This window comes from Bradyrhizobium sp. 1(2017), from assembly GCF_011602485.2.
In the GTDB taxonomy this organism is placed as follows: Bacteria; Pseudomonadota; Alphaproteobacteria; order Rhizobiales; family Xanthobacteraceae; genus Bradyrhizobium.
The window spans coordinates 6,337,311-6,353,173 of sequence record NZ_CP050022.2; the positions used below are offsets into that span (position 1 = coordinate 6,337,311).

A 15,863-nucleotide genomic window follows, 5' to 3' on the forward strand; every position below is an offset into this window, starting at 1 on the left:
CGTCGAGACGCCCCGGGGCGTCTCGAACCATGAAGGCCGAGCGCTCAGGCAGCGTCGAGGCGTGACGATGTGACCGGCGCGTCGAACGCGATCCGCTCGATCGGCTGCGGACGGCCGAACAGATAGCCCTGCGCAAAATTGACGCCGAGCGCCTTCAGCCGCTCGAACTCCTCGCGGGTCTCGACGCCTTCGGCGGTGACCGACATGTCCAGTCCGCGCGCCAGCGTCACGATCGAGGAGATGATGGCCGAGCTGCGCGGCTGCAGCGTGAGATTGCGAATGAACGATTTGTCGATCTTGATCTTGTCGAACGGAAACGCAGTGAGATAGCTCAGCGAGGAATAGCCGGTGCCGAAATCGTCGAGCGCGAGCTCGATGCCGATGCCCTTCAGCCGCTCCATGAAGGCGTGGTTCTCGCCGCCGCGTTCGAGCAGCACGGATTCGGTGATCTCGATCTCGAGCCGATGCGGCGACAGGCCGGAATCGGCGAGCGCCGCGCAGATCACCTCGAACAGGTCGGCCTCCTTGAACTGGATCGGCGACAGGTTCACGGCGACCGCGAGCTCGGAGGGCCAGCCAGCTGCGTCGGTGCAGGCGCGCCGCAGCACGAACTCGCCGAGCGGCACGATCAGTCCGGTCTCCTCCGCGAGCGCAATGAACTGGTCCGGCGGGATCAGCCCGCGCGTCGGGTGCCGCCAACGCACCAGCGCCTCGAAACCGCGCCGCTCGCCGCAGATCGCGTCGACGAACGGCTGGTAGTGAACCTCAAGCTGGCAGCGCGCGATGGCGTCGCGCAGGTCGCCCTCCAGCGTATTGCGCGCCTCGAGCTCGGCCGACATCGCCTCGTCATAGATGGTGAAGCAGTTGCGGCCCGCCGATTTCGAGCGGTAGAGCGCAAGGTCCGCCTTTTTCAGGAGCTGTTCCTGGTCGCGGCCGTGATCCGGCGCGATCGCAATGCCGATGCTGGTGCCGATCTCCACGCGATGTCCGGGCAACAGGAACGGCTCGGTGACGAGCTTGGCGATCCGCCCAGCGAGCTCGGTCGAACAGGCACGCTGGTCCTCGCACGCTTCCTGGATGATGGCGAACTCGTCGCCGCCGAGCCGCGCCAGCACGTCGCCGGCGCGCACGGCGGATTTCAGCCGCTGCGCCACCTGGCGCAGCAGCGCATCGCCGGCGCCATGACCGAGCGAATCGTTGACGTTCTTGAAGCGGTCGAGGTCGAGCATCAGGATCGAGAAGGTCGGCCCGCCGTCCGCCAGCCGGCCATTGAGCTCGTCGAGCCGGGCGAGGAAGAAGGCGCGGTTCGGCAGTCCGGTCAGGATGTCGGTCTGGGCGAGCTCGAGCACCCGCCGGTTCGCGAGCGACAGCCGCCGCGAGTTGCGGCTTGCGAGCATGAGATAGGTCGACAGCGACAGCGTCAGCAGCATGCCGACCACAAGAACTGCGGCGGCGCGGTCGTAGGACGTCTCCAGCGGGCCGCCCGCCGTCGGCATGGCGCGCACCTGCCAATCGGTATCCCCGATCTTGAGGGTGCCCGACCAATGCAGGGCGCGCGCGACGTCGCGCATCGACTGCGGCGCCGTGGCGGCCGACGAATAGTCCGGCTGCGTCTGCTGCAGGCTGACGATCTGTCCCGTGAAGGGCGGATAGACGTTCACGCTGACGGCGGGGCTTGCTCCGGTCGTTACGCGAATGGACTGCACCAGCAGCGGCAGGTCGAAGACGCCGACGACGAAGCCGGCGAGATTGCGGCGCCGGTCCGCGACCGTCTCGCGCGATGTGCCCTTGGCGTAGACGGGAATGGCGACGAGGACGTCGGGCAGCCGGCTGCCGTCCCTCGGCTCGTACAAGCGCGTGCGAATGGCGGCCACCCGATCGTTGTCGCGCGCGCGCTCCAGAACCGCGCGGCGATCCGGCACCGTCGCGTAATCCATGCCGTAGACCGCCGACGTCTTCGGCTGGGTCGAGTAGAACACCGGATAATATTCGTCGCTCTGCGGCGCGACGGCGAAGCCGTCGCCCTGGAGCGACTTGATGCGATAGCCGGACACGCCGTCGGTGATCGCCGCGGCCTCGTATTCGGCGCGCTCCTTGCGACTGACGCGCGGCAGCCAGGCGATACGCAGCATGCCGGGATGACGCTCGAACAGCCGGGCGCTGAAGGTCTCGAATTCGCTGCGGGTGATTTCCTCGTTGGTCGATTCGAACAGCGTGCGCAGCGCGACGAGCCTCGATATGTACTCGTTCATGCCGTTCTGCATGACGATCGCTTCGGTCTCGGCCGCGTTCTCGAACTCGATCCTGTTGACGCGGCCCTCCCATCGCGCCACGGCGGCCGCGCCCACGGCCGAGAACAGCAAACCGACGCCGACCGCGACGACCGCAGGACGATAGAGCCGGAACAGCGGCGCGAAACGCCACCATCCAGTCTCCCCCTTCCGATCCTGATCCTTCTGATCGCGACCGCCCATCTTGATCTTGATCCGTATTTCCCCAATGCGCGGCGACCCGAACTTCTGGTTGAGCGGCCGGCAGGACTATCGGACAGGGATTGCGGTTAAGAACTGCACAATTTCGCAACTGCAACGTTCCACATCACGCGGCTTAGTTAACGAAGCCATTGAGAGATGCTGCAGAATGACGACAACTTGCCTGTTTCACCCGGAGTCTTACGGCCGGCCGGCGCACCACGGGTTAGCGACCTGTTCAGTCCGATCGCGCTATCGTCGCCGCACCGCGTCCAGCATCCGGCCAGCCCTCTCATGACACGATCGCGCTTCGCGACATTCATCGCCTTGACCATCGTCTTGCTCGCCGCGCCGTCGAAGGCCGAGGAGGCCGGCGTCAGCGACGATGCGATCCTGTTCGGCCAGGCTGCCGCGCTCGAGGGCCCCTCCTCCGCGCTCGGACAGCGCATGCGCGAAGGCATCATCGCCGCGTTCACCGAGATCAACGCCAAGGGCGGCGTCCACGGCCGCAAGCTCCAGCTCATCAGCCGCGACGACGGCTACGATCCCGACCGTTCGGTGGCGCAGACCCTGCGGCTGATCGAGAGCGACAGGGTGTTCGCGCTGATCGGCGCGGTCGGCACGCCGACCGCGATGGCGACCATTCCGATCACCAGCGCCAGGAACGTGCCCTTCATCGGCCCGTTTAGCGGCGCCGAGTTCCTGCGCGACCTCGAGCTTCCCAACGTCGTCAACATCCGCGCGAGCTATGGCGCGGAGGCGGAGGCCTGGATCAAGCATCTCACCGAGGATCGCAAGTTCACCCGCATCGGCATCTTCTACCAGGACGATTCCTTCGGCCGCGACGGCCTTGCCGGCGTGAAGCGCGCGCTCGCCAAGCGCGGCCTCGAGCTCGCCGCCGAAGGCACCTTCGAGCGCAACACCCGCGCGGTCGCCCAGGCCTGGCGCATGATCAAGCGTGCCGACCCCGAGGCCATCGTCATGGTCGGGACCTACGGTCCCTGCGCGGAGTTCATCAAGCTCGCCCATCGCAGCGGCGCTCATCCGACCTTCGTCAACATTTCCTTCGTCGGCGCCAACGCACTCGCCGCGGAGCTCGGCCCCGAGGGCGCAGGTGTCATCGTCTCGCAGGTCGTGCCGTCGCCCTGGGACCGCTCGCTCAAGCTCGTCGCCGACTACCAGGCGGCGCAGACGGCGTTCGATCCGACGCTGGCGCCGGATTTCGTGTCACTCGAAGGCTATCTCTCCGGCCGCCTCGCGGCCGCCGCGCTGGAAAAGGCCGGACCGAATCCGACGCGCGCGGGCCTGCTGCGCACTATCAACGATGTCGGCCGCTTCGATATCAGCGGCACCACCGTCACCGTCGGCATGCGCATGCTCGACACGCCGCCGAAGGTGTTTCTGACGGTGATCCAGAAGGACGGGACGTTCAAGGCAGTGGACCGGCTGTAGCGGCAAGGCGTCGATGGCAGGGACAAGCCCGGCCATGACGATGCGGAAGCCACATGTCATCCGGTGCCAGCACGAAAGCAACAGCCCTGTTCAAGGCCGCCGCGTCCAGCGGTCGGCGTTGACGGCGCCTTGCGGGACCTCGCCTTTGACAATCGCTTCCACCTGACGCACCGTTTCCAGCGACTGATATTCGATCGCCTGCGGCGTCAGCCCGCCGACATGAGGCGTCGCGACGACGTTGGGCAGCTTCGCCAGCTCCGGCGTCGGCATCTGGTCGGGCGCACGGCCGACATCCATGGCCGCGCCGGCGATGCGGCCCTCGCGCAACGCGCGCGCCAGCGCCGCCTCGTCGACGAGATTGCCGCGCGAGAGGTTGATGAAGACGGCATGCTTCTGCATCCGCGCCAGCGCCGCCTCGCCGATCAGATTCTCGGTCTGCTCGTTGGCGATCGCAAGGCAGACGACGTAGTCCGATGCGGCGAGCAGCTCGTCGAGACCGACCTGCCGGATCGCGGCGTCGCTGACGGTCGCGAAGGGATCGGAGACCAGCACCTCCATGCGCAGCACCTTTGCCACCTCGGCGAGATAGCGCCCGATGCTGCCATAGCCGATGATGCCGATGCGGCTGCCGGCGAGCTGGCGGCCCATCCGCGCCTCCGCTTTCCGGCCCGCCTGATAGTCGGCCGTGGCGCGTGACACGCCGCGGGAGAGATCGACCATGAAGCCGAGCGCGAGCTCGGCGACCGCCTGCACGAAGCCGGGACCGGCGCGGGTGACGAGCACGCCGGCTTGCGAGGCGGCCTCGACATTGACGTTGCGGATGTCGACGGCGCAACGGACGAAGGCCCGCAAGCGCGGCAATTGCGCAAAGATCTCGCCGCGGCCCTCCGTCATGCGGTCCGCCACGATGATGTCAGCGTCGTTCGCCGCGCGCACGAGGCCGGCGGCGTCGAGCGGATCGTTCCCCTCGTGCAGGATCACCTCGGCGGCCGCGCGCAAGCCGTTCAGGCTGCGATCGCCGTAGTAGTTGCGCCGCATTTGCGGCGTGTGGGCCAGCAGGACTTTCACGATACGAGTTCCTTCAGTAGCCGAACGCGCGCGGCAGCGCGGTCGAGAGCGATGGCACGAAGGCGATGAGGAGCAGGCAGAGGAACAAGAGGCCGAGATAGCCCATGATCGGCTTCACCGTCTGCTCGATCGGCACATTGCCGATCAGGCAGGCGCCGTAAAGCCCGAGCCCGAGCGGCGGCGCAAACAGCCCGATGCCCATCGCGATGACGAGCACGACGCCGAAATGCAGGGAATCGATGCCGAGCTGCACGGCGACCGGCATCAATAGCGGCCCGAAGATGATCAGTGCCGCCGCACCCTCCAGCACCGAACCCATCACGATCAGCACGGCGATCGCGAGCAGGATGAACAGCCAGACACCCGAGGTCTTGGACAGGCCGAGCATGAAGTCACCGACCGCATGCGGCACCTGCTGCAGGGTCAGTGTGAACGCCAGCGATTGCGCGGCGGCGACGATGAACAGCACGAGGCCGGCACGCGTCGCCGCCTGCACGAAGCTGTGCGCGGCCGATTTGAAGCCGAGCTCGCGGAACACCACGCTGCCGACGATGAGCGCATAGGCGACGGCGAACGCCGATATCTCCGTGGCGGTGGCAAAGCCGCTCTTGAAGCCGAAGAAGATCATGAAGATCAGGCCGAACGAGGCGATGGCGCCGCTCCACAGGCCCGACACCGGCATCTGCGGCTCGACCTCCTCGACCTGCGCCGGCCGCTTGCCGAAGATGATCGAAACAGCGATCAGCACCAGCGCCATCAGCGCCGACGGCAAAAGGCCGGCGACGAACAGGCCGCCGATCGACAAATTCGCCACGAAGCCGAGGATGATCAGGTTGATGCAGGGCGGGATCGTCTCCGCCATCACCGCGGAGGCTGCGAGCAGCGCCACCGCGCCGCCCGGGTTCTGCTTGGAGCGGCGCGCCGCCGGAATCAGCACCGAGCCGACCGCCGCGACGTCCGCCATCTTCGAGCCGGAGATGCCGGAGAACAGCACCATCGAGGCCACCATCACGACGTTGAGGCCGCCGCGCATGCGGCCCACCGCTCGCTGCAAGAGCTCGATCAGGCGCACCGACATGCCGTTGGCTTCCATGAGGTAGCCGACGAGGATGAAGAAGGGGATCGCGAGCAGCACGAAATTGTCGATGCCGCGCGCCATCTGCTGCGCGAAGATGACGCCGGGCAGCGCGCCCTCGACCCAGATGAAGATCAGCGCGGCCAGCGCCAGCGCGAAGCCGATCGGCAACCCGCCGAACAGGGTGGCGAAGAATCCGACGAACATCAGCGAGCCCGCTGACGGCACCGAGGACGGCGACAGGTAATCCCAAGCGAGATAGAGGCCGGACACGACGACGATGGCGACGAGGCCCCTGACAATGTCGGGGAGCGGCCGCGCGCAGAGATGATCGATCGCGAACACCGTCATGAACAGCGCGCCGATGCCCATCGGGTAGAAGGTCAGCTCCAGCGGCAGGCCTGAGCCGGTGGTCTGGCCCGCCGTCAGCGCGCCCAGCTTGATGGCGTGGTAAGCGACATAACCCGAGATCAGGACGACCAGCAGGGCGCTCGCGGCATCGACCAGCGTGCGCTGCCGCAGGGGCAAGAGATCGCGAAAGAACGACACGCCGACATTCTCGCCGCGCGCGAGCGCACTCGCCGCCCCGAAGAAGGCCGAGCCGACCATCAGCCCCCGCGCGACGTCGTCCGACCATTCGACCGGCGCGTTGAAGAAGAAGCGCAGCAGCACGGAGGCGCAGACCACGACGAGGTCGGCAGCGAGCAGGACGGCCGCGATCGCGTCGCTGGCGCGCAGCAGCAGCGCGATGCTGCCGTGGCGGCCGGCCGCGACGGGCCCGGCGGCGGTGATTGCCACGTCGGACTTGGTCATCTCAGGCTTGCGTCGCGCGGACGATGTCGATGACGGACTTCGAGTCAGGCCGCGCCTTGATGAAGTTCTCGGTCTGCGGCGCGACGCGTTTCTTGAATGCCTCGCGGTCGCATTCGGCCACCGTCACGCCCTTCTCGGTCAAGGCTGCCAGCGCCTCCTTCTCGACCGCAAGCCCATGGGCACGGGTATCGGCCGCGGCCTTCCTGGCGGCATCGAGGAAACCTTCGCGCAGCTTCGGGTCCATGCGGTTGAAGGTCATGTCGCTGAAATAGATCGCGAGCGGCGAGAAATTGTGCTGCGTCAGCGCGTAGAATTTCGCGGTTTCGAAGAACTTGCTGGCCAGGATCGTCGGCGGATCGTGCTCCAGGCCGTCGAGCACGCCGGCCTGCAAGGCCGTGTAGATCTCGCCGAACGCCAGCGGCGTCGCGGCGGCGCCCATGAGCCGCAGGCATTCCGTGATGACGGGATTGGGCAGCGTCCTGATCTTGAGGCCGGCGAGATCCTCCGGCGTCTTCACCGGCTTCTTCGCCAGCACGCTGCGCGAGCCGAAATTGTAGGCCCAGGCAATGATGCGGATGTTGCCGCCCTTGAGCAGCGCGTCCTCGATCGGCTTGGCGGCGCCGGCCTCGAAGGCCTTGGTCTGCTGCGGAAAGCTCGAGAACAGAAAGCCGAGATCGAAGGTGCCGACCAGCGGCACCAGATTGGCCGAGATCGACGAGCCCGACACCATGAGGTCGATGACGCCGAGCTTCACCGAGTTGATGACATCGATCTCCTGGCCGAGCTGGTTGTCGGGGAAGAACGCGACCTCGATCTGGTCACCGAGCCCGTTCGCCTTCAGATTCTTGACGAGATTGTCATAGTAGACGCGGCCATTGGCGAATTTGGGATCGTTCGGCAGTGAGGAGGAGCATTTCAGCTTCAGCGTCGCAGCTTCGGCGCGGCCGATGATGGCGGGGGAGAGCACGAGACCGGCGGTGACCGCCGCGGATGACTTGATGAACGCGCGACGGTTCACGGGCACGATGGTCATGGCGCGGTCTCTCCCACATTATCTTTTTTGTTCGCCGCAGTCGTTGCCGCAGCCTGTTGCCTCGACTGTATGGCCAAAGCGACGGCACAGGCAAGCGTGGCCGCCCGCCATCACTGAGCCGCGCGAAGCGCAGCAGTGATCCGCAAGCGCGACGAAACCACCTGAATTCCCGCAGATTTGCGATGAGTGTCGACCTGCAGCCTGATCTGCGCAACGCCGCTTTCGCGCAGAGCTGGCATCGATCCAATTGATGCATGGATCGATGCACGATTCACATGGATCAAGCCGAAACGATGCTCCCGGGGTCCGGCAGACGCCCTGCCCCAATTTGCCGCACGGCGAACGTGATCCAGAGCACAGACGGACTCTTGGCGGCCTCCTAGAAAAAGTGACATCCTCGCGCATTGCCGATGGAGGTGACGTCATGCGCCGTCCAGCCTTTTCCAGTTTGCTGCTTGCATCGGGCATTCTCGCGCTCGCACAGGCGTTGACGCCGACCGGCGCCGCCGCCGAAGCGCGGCTCGCGCTGGTGATCGGCCAATCCGCCTATCGCACGGTGCCGGCGCTGCCCAACGCCGCCAACGATGCCAAGGGCATGACGGAGCTGCTCGGCAATGCCGGCTTCACCGTCACCACGGCTGCGAATTTGGCGCAGACCGAGATGCGCGCGGCGATCTCGGATTTCGCCGGCAAGGTCAGCGCCAGCGGCGCCGATACCGTCGCCTTGGTGTTCTATGCCGGCCATGGCCTGCAGATCGACGGCGAGAACTATCTCGTTCCCGTCGATCTCGATCCCAAGCGCGAGGCCGACATTCCGCTCCAGGGCGTGCGGCTGAACGACATGCTCAACACGCTGGGCGCGCTGCCGACGCGGGCGCGCATCTTCATGCTGGATGCCTGCCGCAACAATCCGTTCCCCGCGCTCAGCGGCGCCGGACACGGGCTGGCGATCGTCGACACCAAGGCCGGCGCGCCCGGCTCCTTCATCTCCTATTCGACCTCGCCCGGAGCCGAGGCGGAGGACGGAAACGGCATCGACAGCCCCTACACCGCGGCCGTGCTGACCGTCGCCAAGCAGCCCAATCTGCCGATCGAGGAGGTGTTCAAGCGCATCCGCGTCGCCGTGGCACAATCGACCGACGGCCGGCAGATCCCCTGGGAAAGCTCGTCGCTGACCACCGACTTCAAGTTCTTCGGCGAGAGCAGCGGCAGCACGCCCGCTCTGCCCGGCGCATCCGCGATGGCACTCGCCGGCGGCACGCGCAGCCTCGAGGACTGGCGCAAGGAATTGCGCGGCAAGCCGGCCATGGCCGCCTATGAGTTGGTGATCACCGAGGACACCGTCGAGGCATATCAGGCCTATATCGAGCTCTACGCGCAGGACACCCGCACGCCGCGCCTGCGCACGGTGCTGGAGCGGCGCCGCCAGATGCTGGCCTGGGAGCGCGCCACCGCGATCAACACCCGCGCCTCGTTCGAGGCCTATCTTGCCAATTGGGACAACAGCGACCTCGCCGCGACCGCACGCAGGCTGCTGCTTCGCGTCCAGAACCGCAACTATGGCCAGCCCGTTGCCGCCGCTGCGACGCCTGTCCCGGTCGCCGTCGCGATGGCACCGACCTGCCCGTGCTCGACGCCGACACCGCCGGCAACGCCCGCCAATCCGAGCGTGGCACCCATCATCAAGAAGCGCGTCGACGACACGCCGCCCAAGCGCAAGGTCGTCGAAACGCCGCCCAGGCGCCGGCCCGCTCCGCCGCCCGAAGAAGTGGTCTATGAGCGCGCGCCGCCCCCCGGCCCGCCGCCCGGCGCCGTGATGCAGGGTATCGGTATCGGCGTCGGAATTGGTCTCGGCATGGGAGGCGGCCGCGGCGGCGATTATCACAATGGCCGCGGCCGGTACTGAGGCTGCTGCCTGACACGGAGGACCAATTTGTCCTCCGTCATTGCGAGCGAAGCGAAGCAATCCAGAGTCTTTCCGCGGAAGGATCCTGGATTGCTTCGCTTCGCTCGCAATGACGATGGTGTAGAGAAATTGCGTCTGCCGCTTCCCGATACGGAAAATGCTGTAGTCTGATCGGCCGAACAGTCTTTCCAGGGACTCTCCATCGATGCCGCACGACGATCACGCCAAGGACTCAGCCAAGCATCCATGGCCGCTCTTCCGCTCGCTCGCATCCTATTCCCTGCCCGGCGATCTCATCGCCGGCCTGACGCTGGCGGCGATCGCGATTCCCGAGCAAATGGCCACGGCGCGGCTCGGCGGTTTCTCACCTCAGATCGGCTTCTTCGCCTTCATGGCGGGCTCGCTCGGCTTCGCCTTGCTCGGCGGCAACCGCTTCCTGTCCTGCGGTGCGGATTCCACGATCACGCCGATCTTCGCCGGCGGGCTTGCCGCGCTCGCCGCCGCCGGCTCGCCCGAATATCAGGGACTTGCGATCGCGCTGGCGATGATGGTCGGCGCGATGATGCTCGCCGGCGGTGCCTTCCGCCTCGGCGGCATCGCCAACCTCCTGTCGGTGCCGGTGATGGTCGGCTTCCTCGCCGGCATCTCCGTCCATATCATCATGTCGCAATTGCCGGGCGTGCTGGGACTGGCATCGCCGACCGGACCGATGCTTGACCGCATCGGCGTGCTGGCAAGCGAGCTCGGCCGCACCAATCCCCTGACGCTCAGCATCGGCTTCGGCGTGCTCGCAATGGTCTTCGTCTCCGAGAAGATCAGTGCGAAAATTCCGGGCGCGCTGATCGGGCTCGCCGGCGCGACGCTGGCCGTGATCGCGCTCGACCTCGAAAGCAGAGGCGTCAGCGTCGTTGGCGCCGTGCCGGGCACCCTGCCACGGCCGACCCTGCCCGACCTTGCGCCGGAGCAATGGGTGCGCCTCGTGCCGCTCGCCTTCGTGATCGCCATCGTGGTGATGGTGCAGACCGCCGCGACGACGCGCTCATTCCCGTCCGATCCCGACAAGCCCGCCGACGTCGATCGCGATTTCCTTGGTGCCGGCGCGGGCAGCGTGCTGTCCGGCCTGTTCGGTGCCTTTCCGGTCAACGCCAGTCCGCCGCGAACGGGGATCGTCGCGGAGACGGGCGGGCAGTCGCAACTGGCAGGCCTTGCTGCTGCGGCAATCGTGCTGGCGCTGCTCGCCTTCGGCACGGGACTTCTCCAGCACGTTCCGGACGCGGCGCTCGGCGGCATCCTGCTGTTCGTGGCACTGCGTATCGTCAGGGTGAAGCAGATCGTCACGATCTACCGCCAATCTCGAAGCGAATTTCTGCTGATCGTCGCCACCGCTGCGCTGATCATCGTGCTGCCGATCCAGCAGGGCGCGTTCCTCGGCATCATGCTGTCGCTGCTGCACGGCATCTGGAGCACGACGCGCGCGCGGCTCGTCGAGTTCGAGCGCGTGCCGGGCACCACGATCTGGTGGCCGGCACATCCGCACATCACGGGCGAGCGCATCAAGGGCGTCGCCGTGATCGGGCTCCAGGCGCCGCTGACGTTCCTCAATGCGCCGGGTTTTCGCAGCGACGTGGCGAAGGTGCTCGGCGCGGCGGCGCCGCAACTGCTGGTGCTGGAGGCCAGCGGCATGGTGGAGATCGACTTCACCGCCGCACAGATCCTGCTCGATGTCTTCAAGGTCTGCCGCGAGCAGGGCGTCACGGTGGCGCTGGCGCGGCTGGAATCCGTGCGCGCGCAGGACGCGTTCGAGCGCTTCGGATTGTTCGACGCCCTGCCCAGGGAGAACGTGTTTCGCAGCGTGGACGAGGCGGTGCGCAAGCTGGCGAAATAGCCGCGTTCACGACGCCAATGTCGGATGATCCCGCTGCACCGTCTCGCGGATCCAGGCGGCGTGAATCGCGCGAAACAGGATCTGCGCGGTCTTGAGGTCGTTCGCCTTCATGCAGAGATTGACGATGCGATGGACCGCGTCGTCGCGCATCAGCCCATCTGAGATCTTCATCGCGATCTCCATCGCGACCTTGGCCGCGCGTTCGTAGCGCTCGCTCTCGCGCTTGTCGTTGTGTGCGGAGCCCGCCGCGCTCACAGACGCAGCCTCACAGATCGCGCGGATGCGCCCGGCGGCTTCGATGTCGCCGAGCGGTCCGTCGATGGCTTCGTCCCAGATGTCCCCCGGCTTGCCCCTCGCGAACCACTTCATCGCCCCACCATCTGCGGCCTTCGGCAATATTGCCGCGCTTCATCTTTGACGCATTCAGGAGATGCGGCGCGGTCCGATCGCCTCGAACTGCGCCTTCTGCTCGTCGTTCAGCGTCGCGTAGAAATCGTCGAGCGCCGCGCGCACCGACTTGATCCCGTCCAGCATCACCTCGAGCCGCTTGCGGATTGCGGCCATGCGGGCCGGCGGTGTCATCACCTCATTGGGCTCGCAGGCCGCCTTGAGCGATGCGCTGACTTTGGCGCTGGTATCCTGGAGCACCTGAAGCGCCGCGCGCTGGATGTCGCCCGGACGAAGCCTCTCTTCGATCGCGGCACCGGGCCAATCGAATGCGGCGGAGGCGGTGCAAGTCTGCACCGGCGATCCGCTCGCATTGTTCGACGCCGTCGTGCGGCGCTGATCATCAGCCAGCGCATTGAAGCGCGCCTTCTGCTCGTCCGTGAGCGAACCGTAGAAATGGTCGAGCGCCGGCTGGACCAGCTCGACCGCCTTCTGCATCGCCTCGACACGCTGCTGCATCGCCGCGAGCCGGCCGGGAGCCGTCGCCGCGGCCTGCGTCGGGCAGGATGTGCGGATCAGCGCTGCCGCGTCGATCGAGGCGTTGCCGAGCGCATCGAGCGCGGCACCTTGCGCATCCGTCGGCTGCACGGCGGCTGCGATCTGGTCGATCGGCAGGCCGACGATGGCTCGGCGATCGCTGCCGCAGAGCTGATCGAGCGGCGCGCTGCGCGCCCGCCGCCGTCCCTGCGGCTGCTGCGGCAGGTAGGCCGACAGGCGATCATAGCCATAGGGGCCGAAAATCCCGGCATAGATGTCCGGATAGCCATAGCCCCAGAAGCCGAGCCCGTCGCCCCAGATCGTGTAGTCGTAGAGATCGTTATATGCGAACGGCCAGAACAGCGGCCCGACCCAACCATAGCCGCCACCCGCATGTTGCCACCATCCGCTGCTCGCGCCGCTCCAGCCGGCCAGTGCGGCCGCGGCGACGAACTGCGCACGGGCCGCCGGATTGCTGATCAGCCGGCCATTGCGGAATGCGCTGGAATTCAGGGCGCTGCGGAAGTTCGCGGGGCGGATCGCGGCATTGCGGATCTGACCGAAATTGGGGCCTCCGCGCCGGGCGCCGGTCGTGAATCGCATGGCGCGATGATGCCCGCCATGCGCATGCCCGCCGCCGTGGCCGCGGACATGGCCGCCATGGTGACCGCCGCCGCGCCCGCCGCCATGGCCGCCTCCGTGGCCTCCGCCATGTCCACCCTTCGCGAACGCCGCACCCGCCAGCATGCAGGCAAATGCCACCGCTGCAATTCCAATGACCGGTCGCATCATTGCACCCTCCCGCGCAAAGCCCTGCCATTGAGCATCGGAAATTGGCGGGAATTGGAACCGGCAGCAGTGCCGAAAGTTCCCGGGCCGAGCAGCGGGCCCCTATGCCTGCGGCACGATCTTGCCGGGGTTGAAGATATTGAGTGGATCGAGCGCCTTTTTCAGCGCCCGCATCGCATCCAGCGCTTCAGGGCCAAGCTCGGCCTTGAGATATTTCTGCTTGCCCTGGCCGATGCCGTGCTCGCCGGTGCAGGTGCCGTCCATCGCCTGCGCGCGCTCGACCAGGCGATGCATGAACTCTTCGCCGCGCGCCATCTCGTCGGCGTCGTTGGTGTCACACACCAGCGAGCAATGGAAATTGCCGTCGCCGACATGGCCGACGATCGGCGACAGCAGGTTGAGACGCCTCAGATCCTCCTCGGTCTCGCTGACGCAATCGGCGAGCCGCGAGATCGGCACGCAGACGTCGGTTGCGACCACGCCGATGCTGTCGCCGGGTCGCAGCGCCTTCACCGACCAATAGGCGTCGTGCCGCGCCTGCCACAGCTTGGTGCGATCCTCAGGCTTGGTGGTCCAGGAGAACTCACCACCGCCGCAATCTTTTGCGATCTCGCCAAAGGCCTTGGACTGCTCGGCGACCTCGATCTCGCTGCCGTGGAATTCCATCAGCAAGAGTGGCGTCTCCGGCAGCGTCAGCTTGGAATAGGCGTTGCAGGCCTGCACCTGCGCGGCGTTGAGCAGCTCGATGCGAGCCACGGGAATGCCGGTTTGGATCGCCAGGATCACGGCCTGACACGCGCCGTGCACGGTCTCGAACGACACCGCGCCAGCCGCGATGGTCTCGGGAATGCCGCGGAGGCGAATGGTGAGCTCGGAGATGATGCCGAGCGTGCCTTCGGCGCCGACGAACAGATGCGTGAGGTCATAGCCCGCCGAGGATTTCTTGGCGCGCGTGCCTGTCGTGATGATCTCGCCGTCGCCGCGCACCACCTTCAGCGCCAGCACGCTGTCGCGCATGGTGCCGTAGCGCACCGCATTGGTGCCGGAGGCGCGGGTCGAGGCCATGCCGCCCAGCGAAGCATCCGCGCCGGGATCGATCGGGAAGAACAGGCCCTGGTCGCGCAGATGCTCGTTGAGCGCCTTGCGGGTGACGCCGGGCTGGATCACGCAGTCGAGGTCCTCGGCATGCACCGCGAGCACCTTGTTCATGTCGCGCAGGTCGATCGAAATGCCCCCCGCAGGCGCGTTGACCTGGCCCTCGAGCGAGGTGCCGGTGCCGAAGGGAATGACGGGGACGCGGTTCTTGGCGCAGATCCGCACCACGTCCTGGATGTCGGCGGTCTCCTGCGCCATCACGACGCCGTCAGGCGGCTGGTTGACGATCCATGTGGTGGTATGGCCGTGCTGCTCGCGAACGGCCTGCGAGGTGATGAGGCGGTTGCCGAAGCGTGCGGCAAGCTGCTCCAGCGCGCTTGCGAGGGCTTTCGGCTCCGGCCGCGGCGGATTATTGGTGATGGTGGTGCCCACGGACATTCCTCCCGAGAGAAGAACCGTGGCAAAGGACATAAAACCGGTCAAGTCAAGCGATCGGACGCATAACAGGAAGAAACATGCCCGAGACTGCCGCCCCAGCGCCCCCAGCAGAGCCGTTTCGCGCCTCGATCATGCAGATCGAGCCGCAATGGATCGACTATAATGGCCATCTCAACATGGCCTATTACAACGTGATGTTCGACCGCGCGATCGACCAGCTCTGGCTCGAGCTCGGGATGGGGCCGGCCTACATGAAGGAGCGCGGCGGCTCGAGCTTCACCGCCGAATGCCACGTGCGCTATTTGCGCGAGATCCATCTCGGCGATCCCGTGCAGATCTTCGTCTGGCTGCTGGAGGCCGACGACAAGCGGCTGCACACGTTCGAGGAGATGCGGCACGCAACCGAAGGCTGGCTGTCGGCAACCTCCGAGAACATGTCGCTGCACATGGACATGACGGCGCGGCGCGTTGCGCCGTTTCCGGCCGATATAAGCCAGCGGATCGCTGCGGTCAGAAAGGCCCACAGCGCCGCCACGCGACCCGAGGGCATCGGCCGAAACGTGGCGATGCCCTCGAAGCGGTCATAGGTGTCGGTGCTCGTGATTCACCTTATCCCGGGCGGGAGGTGGACACGCTGCGCTAGACCCTGTTGCGGCCGCGGGCCAAGCCGACCACGGCCGAGACCAGGAACAGGACGACCGCGATGAAGAAGATGATCTTGGCGATCTCGATCGAAGCGCCGGCGATGCCGCCAAAGCCCAGGATACCGGCGATCAGTGCGATAACCAGAAACGTCACAACCCAGCCAAGCATGGTCAAACCCTCGTCTTGATGTCTGTCTTGCGTCGACGCGGCTGACCGCGCCACCTGCCCAGACAATCACGAGGCGGGAACGATTGTTCCGGCCCGCCCCG

12 protein-coding genes are annotated in these 15,863 nt (G+C 66.5%); 4 read left to right on the plus strand and 8 right to left on the minus strand.

Features of this window, described 5'->3' with window-relative positions; all coding sequences use genetic code 11:
- Positions 1-44: 44 nt before the first annotated feature.
- Complete coding sequence (locus tag HAP40_RS30125; RefSeq protein ID WP_166814373.1) at positions 45-2,474, minus strand: bifunctional diguanylate cyclase/phosphodiesterase; 2,430 nt, start codon at positions 2,472-2,474, stop codon at positions 45-47.
- Positions 2,475-2,765: 291 nt separating this feature from the next.
- On the opposite strand from HAP40_RS30125, the gene HAP40_RS30130 reads away from it, so the two are divergent.
- Positions 2,766-3,923, plus strand: coding sequence for an ABC transporter substrate-binding protein (locus HAP40_RS30130; protein WP_166814372.1), 1,158 nt, complete (start codon positions 2,766-2,768; stop codon positions 3,921-3,923).
- A 90-nt stretch (positions 3,924-4,013) separates the two neighbouring features.
- Here the strand turns inward: HAP40_RS30130 and HAP40_RS30135 are convergent, their stop codons facing one another.
- Genes HAP40_RS30135 through HAP40_RS30145 form a run of 3 tightly spaced genes read right to left on the minus strand, consistent with a single transcriptional unit; the run spans position 4,014 to position 7,912 of the window.
- Complete coding sequence (locus tag HAP40_RS30135) at positions 4,014-4,991, minus strand: hydroxyacid dehydrogenase (RefSeq protein WP_166814371.1); 978 nt, start codon at positions 4,989-4,991, stop codon at positions 4,014-4,016.
- A gap of 13 nt (positions 4,992-5,004) precedes the next feature.
- Positions 5,005-6,879: a TRAP transporter large permease subunit gene (locus HAP40_RS30140; RefSeq protein WP_208024870.1), complete on the minus strand. Its 1,875-nt coding sequence runs from the start codon at positions 6,877-6,879 to the stop codon at positions 5,005-5,007.
- Between the two features lies 1 nt (position 6,880).
- On the minus strand, positions 6,881-7,912 hold the full coding sequence (locus tag HAP40_RS30145) for a TRAP transporter substrate-binding protein (RefSeq protein ID WP_166814370.1): 1,032 nt from the start codon (positions 7,910-7,912) through the stop codon (positions 6,881-6,883).
- 424 nt (positions 7,913-8,336) lie between these two features.
- On the opposite strand from HAP40_RS30145, the gene HAP40_RS30150 reads away from it, so the two are divergent.
- Together HAP40_RS30150 and HAP40_RS30155 are read left to right on the plus strand one after the other, a co-directional pair.
- On the plus strand, positions 8,337-9,818 hold the full coding sequence (locus HAP40_RS30150) for a caspase family protein (protein WP_166814369.1): 1,482 nt from the start codon (positions 8,337-8,339) through the stop codon (positions 9,816-9,818).
- Positions 9,819-10,023: 205 nt separating this feature from the next.
- The gene (locus HAP40_RS30155; protein WP_166814368.1) at positions 10,024-11,703 is read left to right on the plus strand and encodes a SulP family inorganic anion transporter; all 1,680 of its coding nucleotides are present in this window, start codon (positions 10,024-10,026) and stop codon (positions 11,701-11,703) included.
- A gap of 6 nt (positions 11,704-11,709) precedes the next feature.
- On the opposite strand, the gene HAP40_RS30160 is transcribed toward HAP40_RS30155, so the two are convergent.
- From HAP40_RS30160 to HAP40_RS30170, 3 genes are all read right to left on the minus strand, one after another.
- Positions 11,710-12,072, minus strand: coding sequence for a hypothetical protein (locus HAP40_RS30160; RefSeq protein ID WP_166814367.1), 363 nt, complete (start codon positions 12,070-12,072; stop codon positions 11,710-11,712).
- A 54-nt stretch (positions 12,073-12,126) separates the two neighbouring features.
- Positions 12,127-13,419 carry a Spy/CpxP family protein refolding chaperone gene (locus HAP40_RS30165; protein ID WP_166814366.1) on the minus strand — a complete coding sequence of 431 codons (1,293 nt, stop codon included), beginning with the start codon at positions 13,417-13,419 and terminating at the stop codon, positions 12,127-12,129.
- A 99-nt stretch (positions 13,420-13,518) separates the two neighbouring features.
- Complete coding sequence (locus HAP40_RS30170) at positions 13,519-14,943, minus strand: FAD-binding oxidoreductase (protein ID WP_166814365.1); 1,425 nt, start codon at positions 14,941-14,943, stop codon at positions 13,519-13,521.
- 83 nt (positions 14,944-15,026) lie between these two features.
- Here HAP40_RS30170 and HAP40_RS30175 point away from each other — a divergent pair, with 83 nt between their 5' ends.
- Positions 15,027-15,536 carry a thioesterase family protein gene (locus HAP40_RS30175; protein WP_166814364.1) on the plus strand — a complete coding sequence of 170 codons (510 nt, stop codon included), beginning with the start codon at positions 15,027-15,029 and terminating at the stop codon, positions 15,534-15,536.
- A 52-nt stretch (positions 15,537-15,588) separates the two neighbouring features.
- On the opposite strand, the gene HAP40_RS30180 is transcribed toward HAP40_RS30175, so the two are convergent.
- The gene (locus HAP40_RS30180; protein ID WP_018319670.1) at positions 15,589-15,762 is read right to left on the minus strand and encodes a DUF1328 domain-containing protein; all 174 of its coding nucleotides are present in this window, start codon (positions 15,760-15,762) and stop codon (positions 15,589-15,591) included.
- Positions 15,763-15,863 lie beyond the last annotated feature (101 nt).

What these genes read in the sequence shown, in the direction of transcription:
- HAP40_RS30125 (WP_166814373.1), bottom strand. Translation starts at nt 2,474, where the DNA reads ATGGGCGGTCGCGATCAGAAGGATCAGGATCGGAAGGGGGAGACTGGA.
- HAP40_RS30130 (WP_166814372.1), top strand. Translation starts at nt 2,766, where the DNA reads ATGACACGATCGCGCTTCGCGACATTCATCGCCTTGACCATCGTCTTG.
- HAP40_RS30140 (WP_208024870.1), bottom strand. Translation starts at nt 6,879, where the DNA reads ATGACCAAGTCCGACGTGGCAATCACCGCCGCCGGGCCCGTCGCGGCC.
- HAP40_RS30145 (WP_166814370.1), bottom strand. Translation starts at nt 7,912, where the DNA reads ATGACCATCGTGCCCGTGAACCGTCGCGCGTTCATCAAGTCATCCGCG.
- HAP40_RS30150 (WP_166814369.1), top strand. Translation starts at nt 8,337, where the DNA reads ATGCGCCGTCCAGCCTTTTCCAGTTTGCTGCTTGCATCGGGCATTCTC.
- HAP40_RS30155 (WP_166814368.1), top strand. Translation starts at nt 10,024, where the DNA reads ATGCCGCACGACGATCACGCCAAGGACTCAGCCAAGCATCCATGGCCG.
- HAP40_RS30160 (WP_166814367.1), bottom strand. Translation starts at nt 12,072, where the DNA reads ATGAAGTGGTTCGCGAGGGGCAAGCCGGGGGACATCTGGGACGAAGCC.
- HAP40_RS30165 (WP_166814366.1), bottom strand. Translation starts at nt 13,419, where the DNA reads ATGATGCGACCGGTCATTGGAATTGCAGCGGTGGCATTTGCCTGCATG.
- HAP40_RS30175 (WP_166814364.1), top strand. Translation starts at nt 15,027, where the DNA reads ATGCCCGAGACTGCCGCCCCAGCGCCCCCAGCAGAGCCGTTTCGCGCC.
- HAP40_RS30180 (WP_018319670.1), bottom strand. Translation starts at nt 15,762, where the DNA reads ATGCTTGGCTGGGTTGTGACGTTTCTGGTTATCGCACTGATCGCCGGT.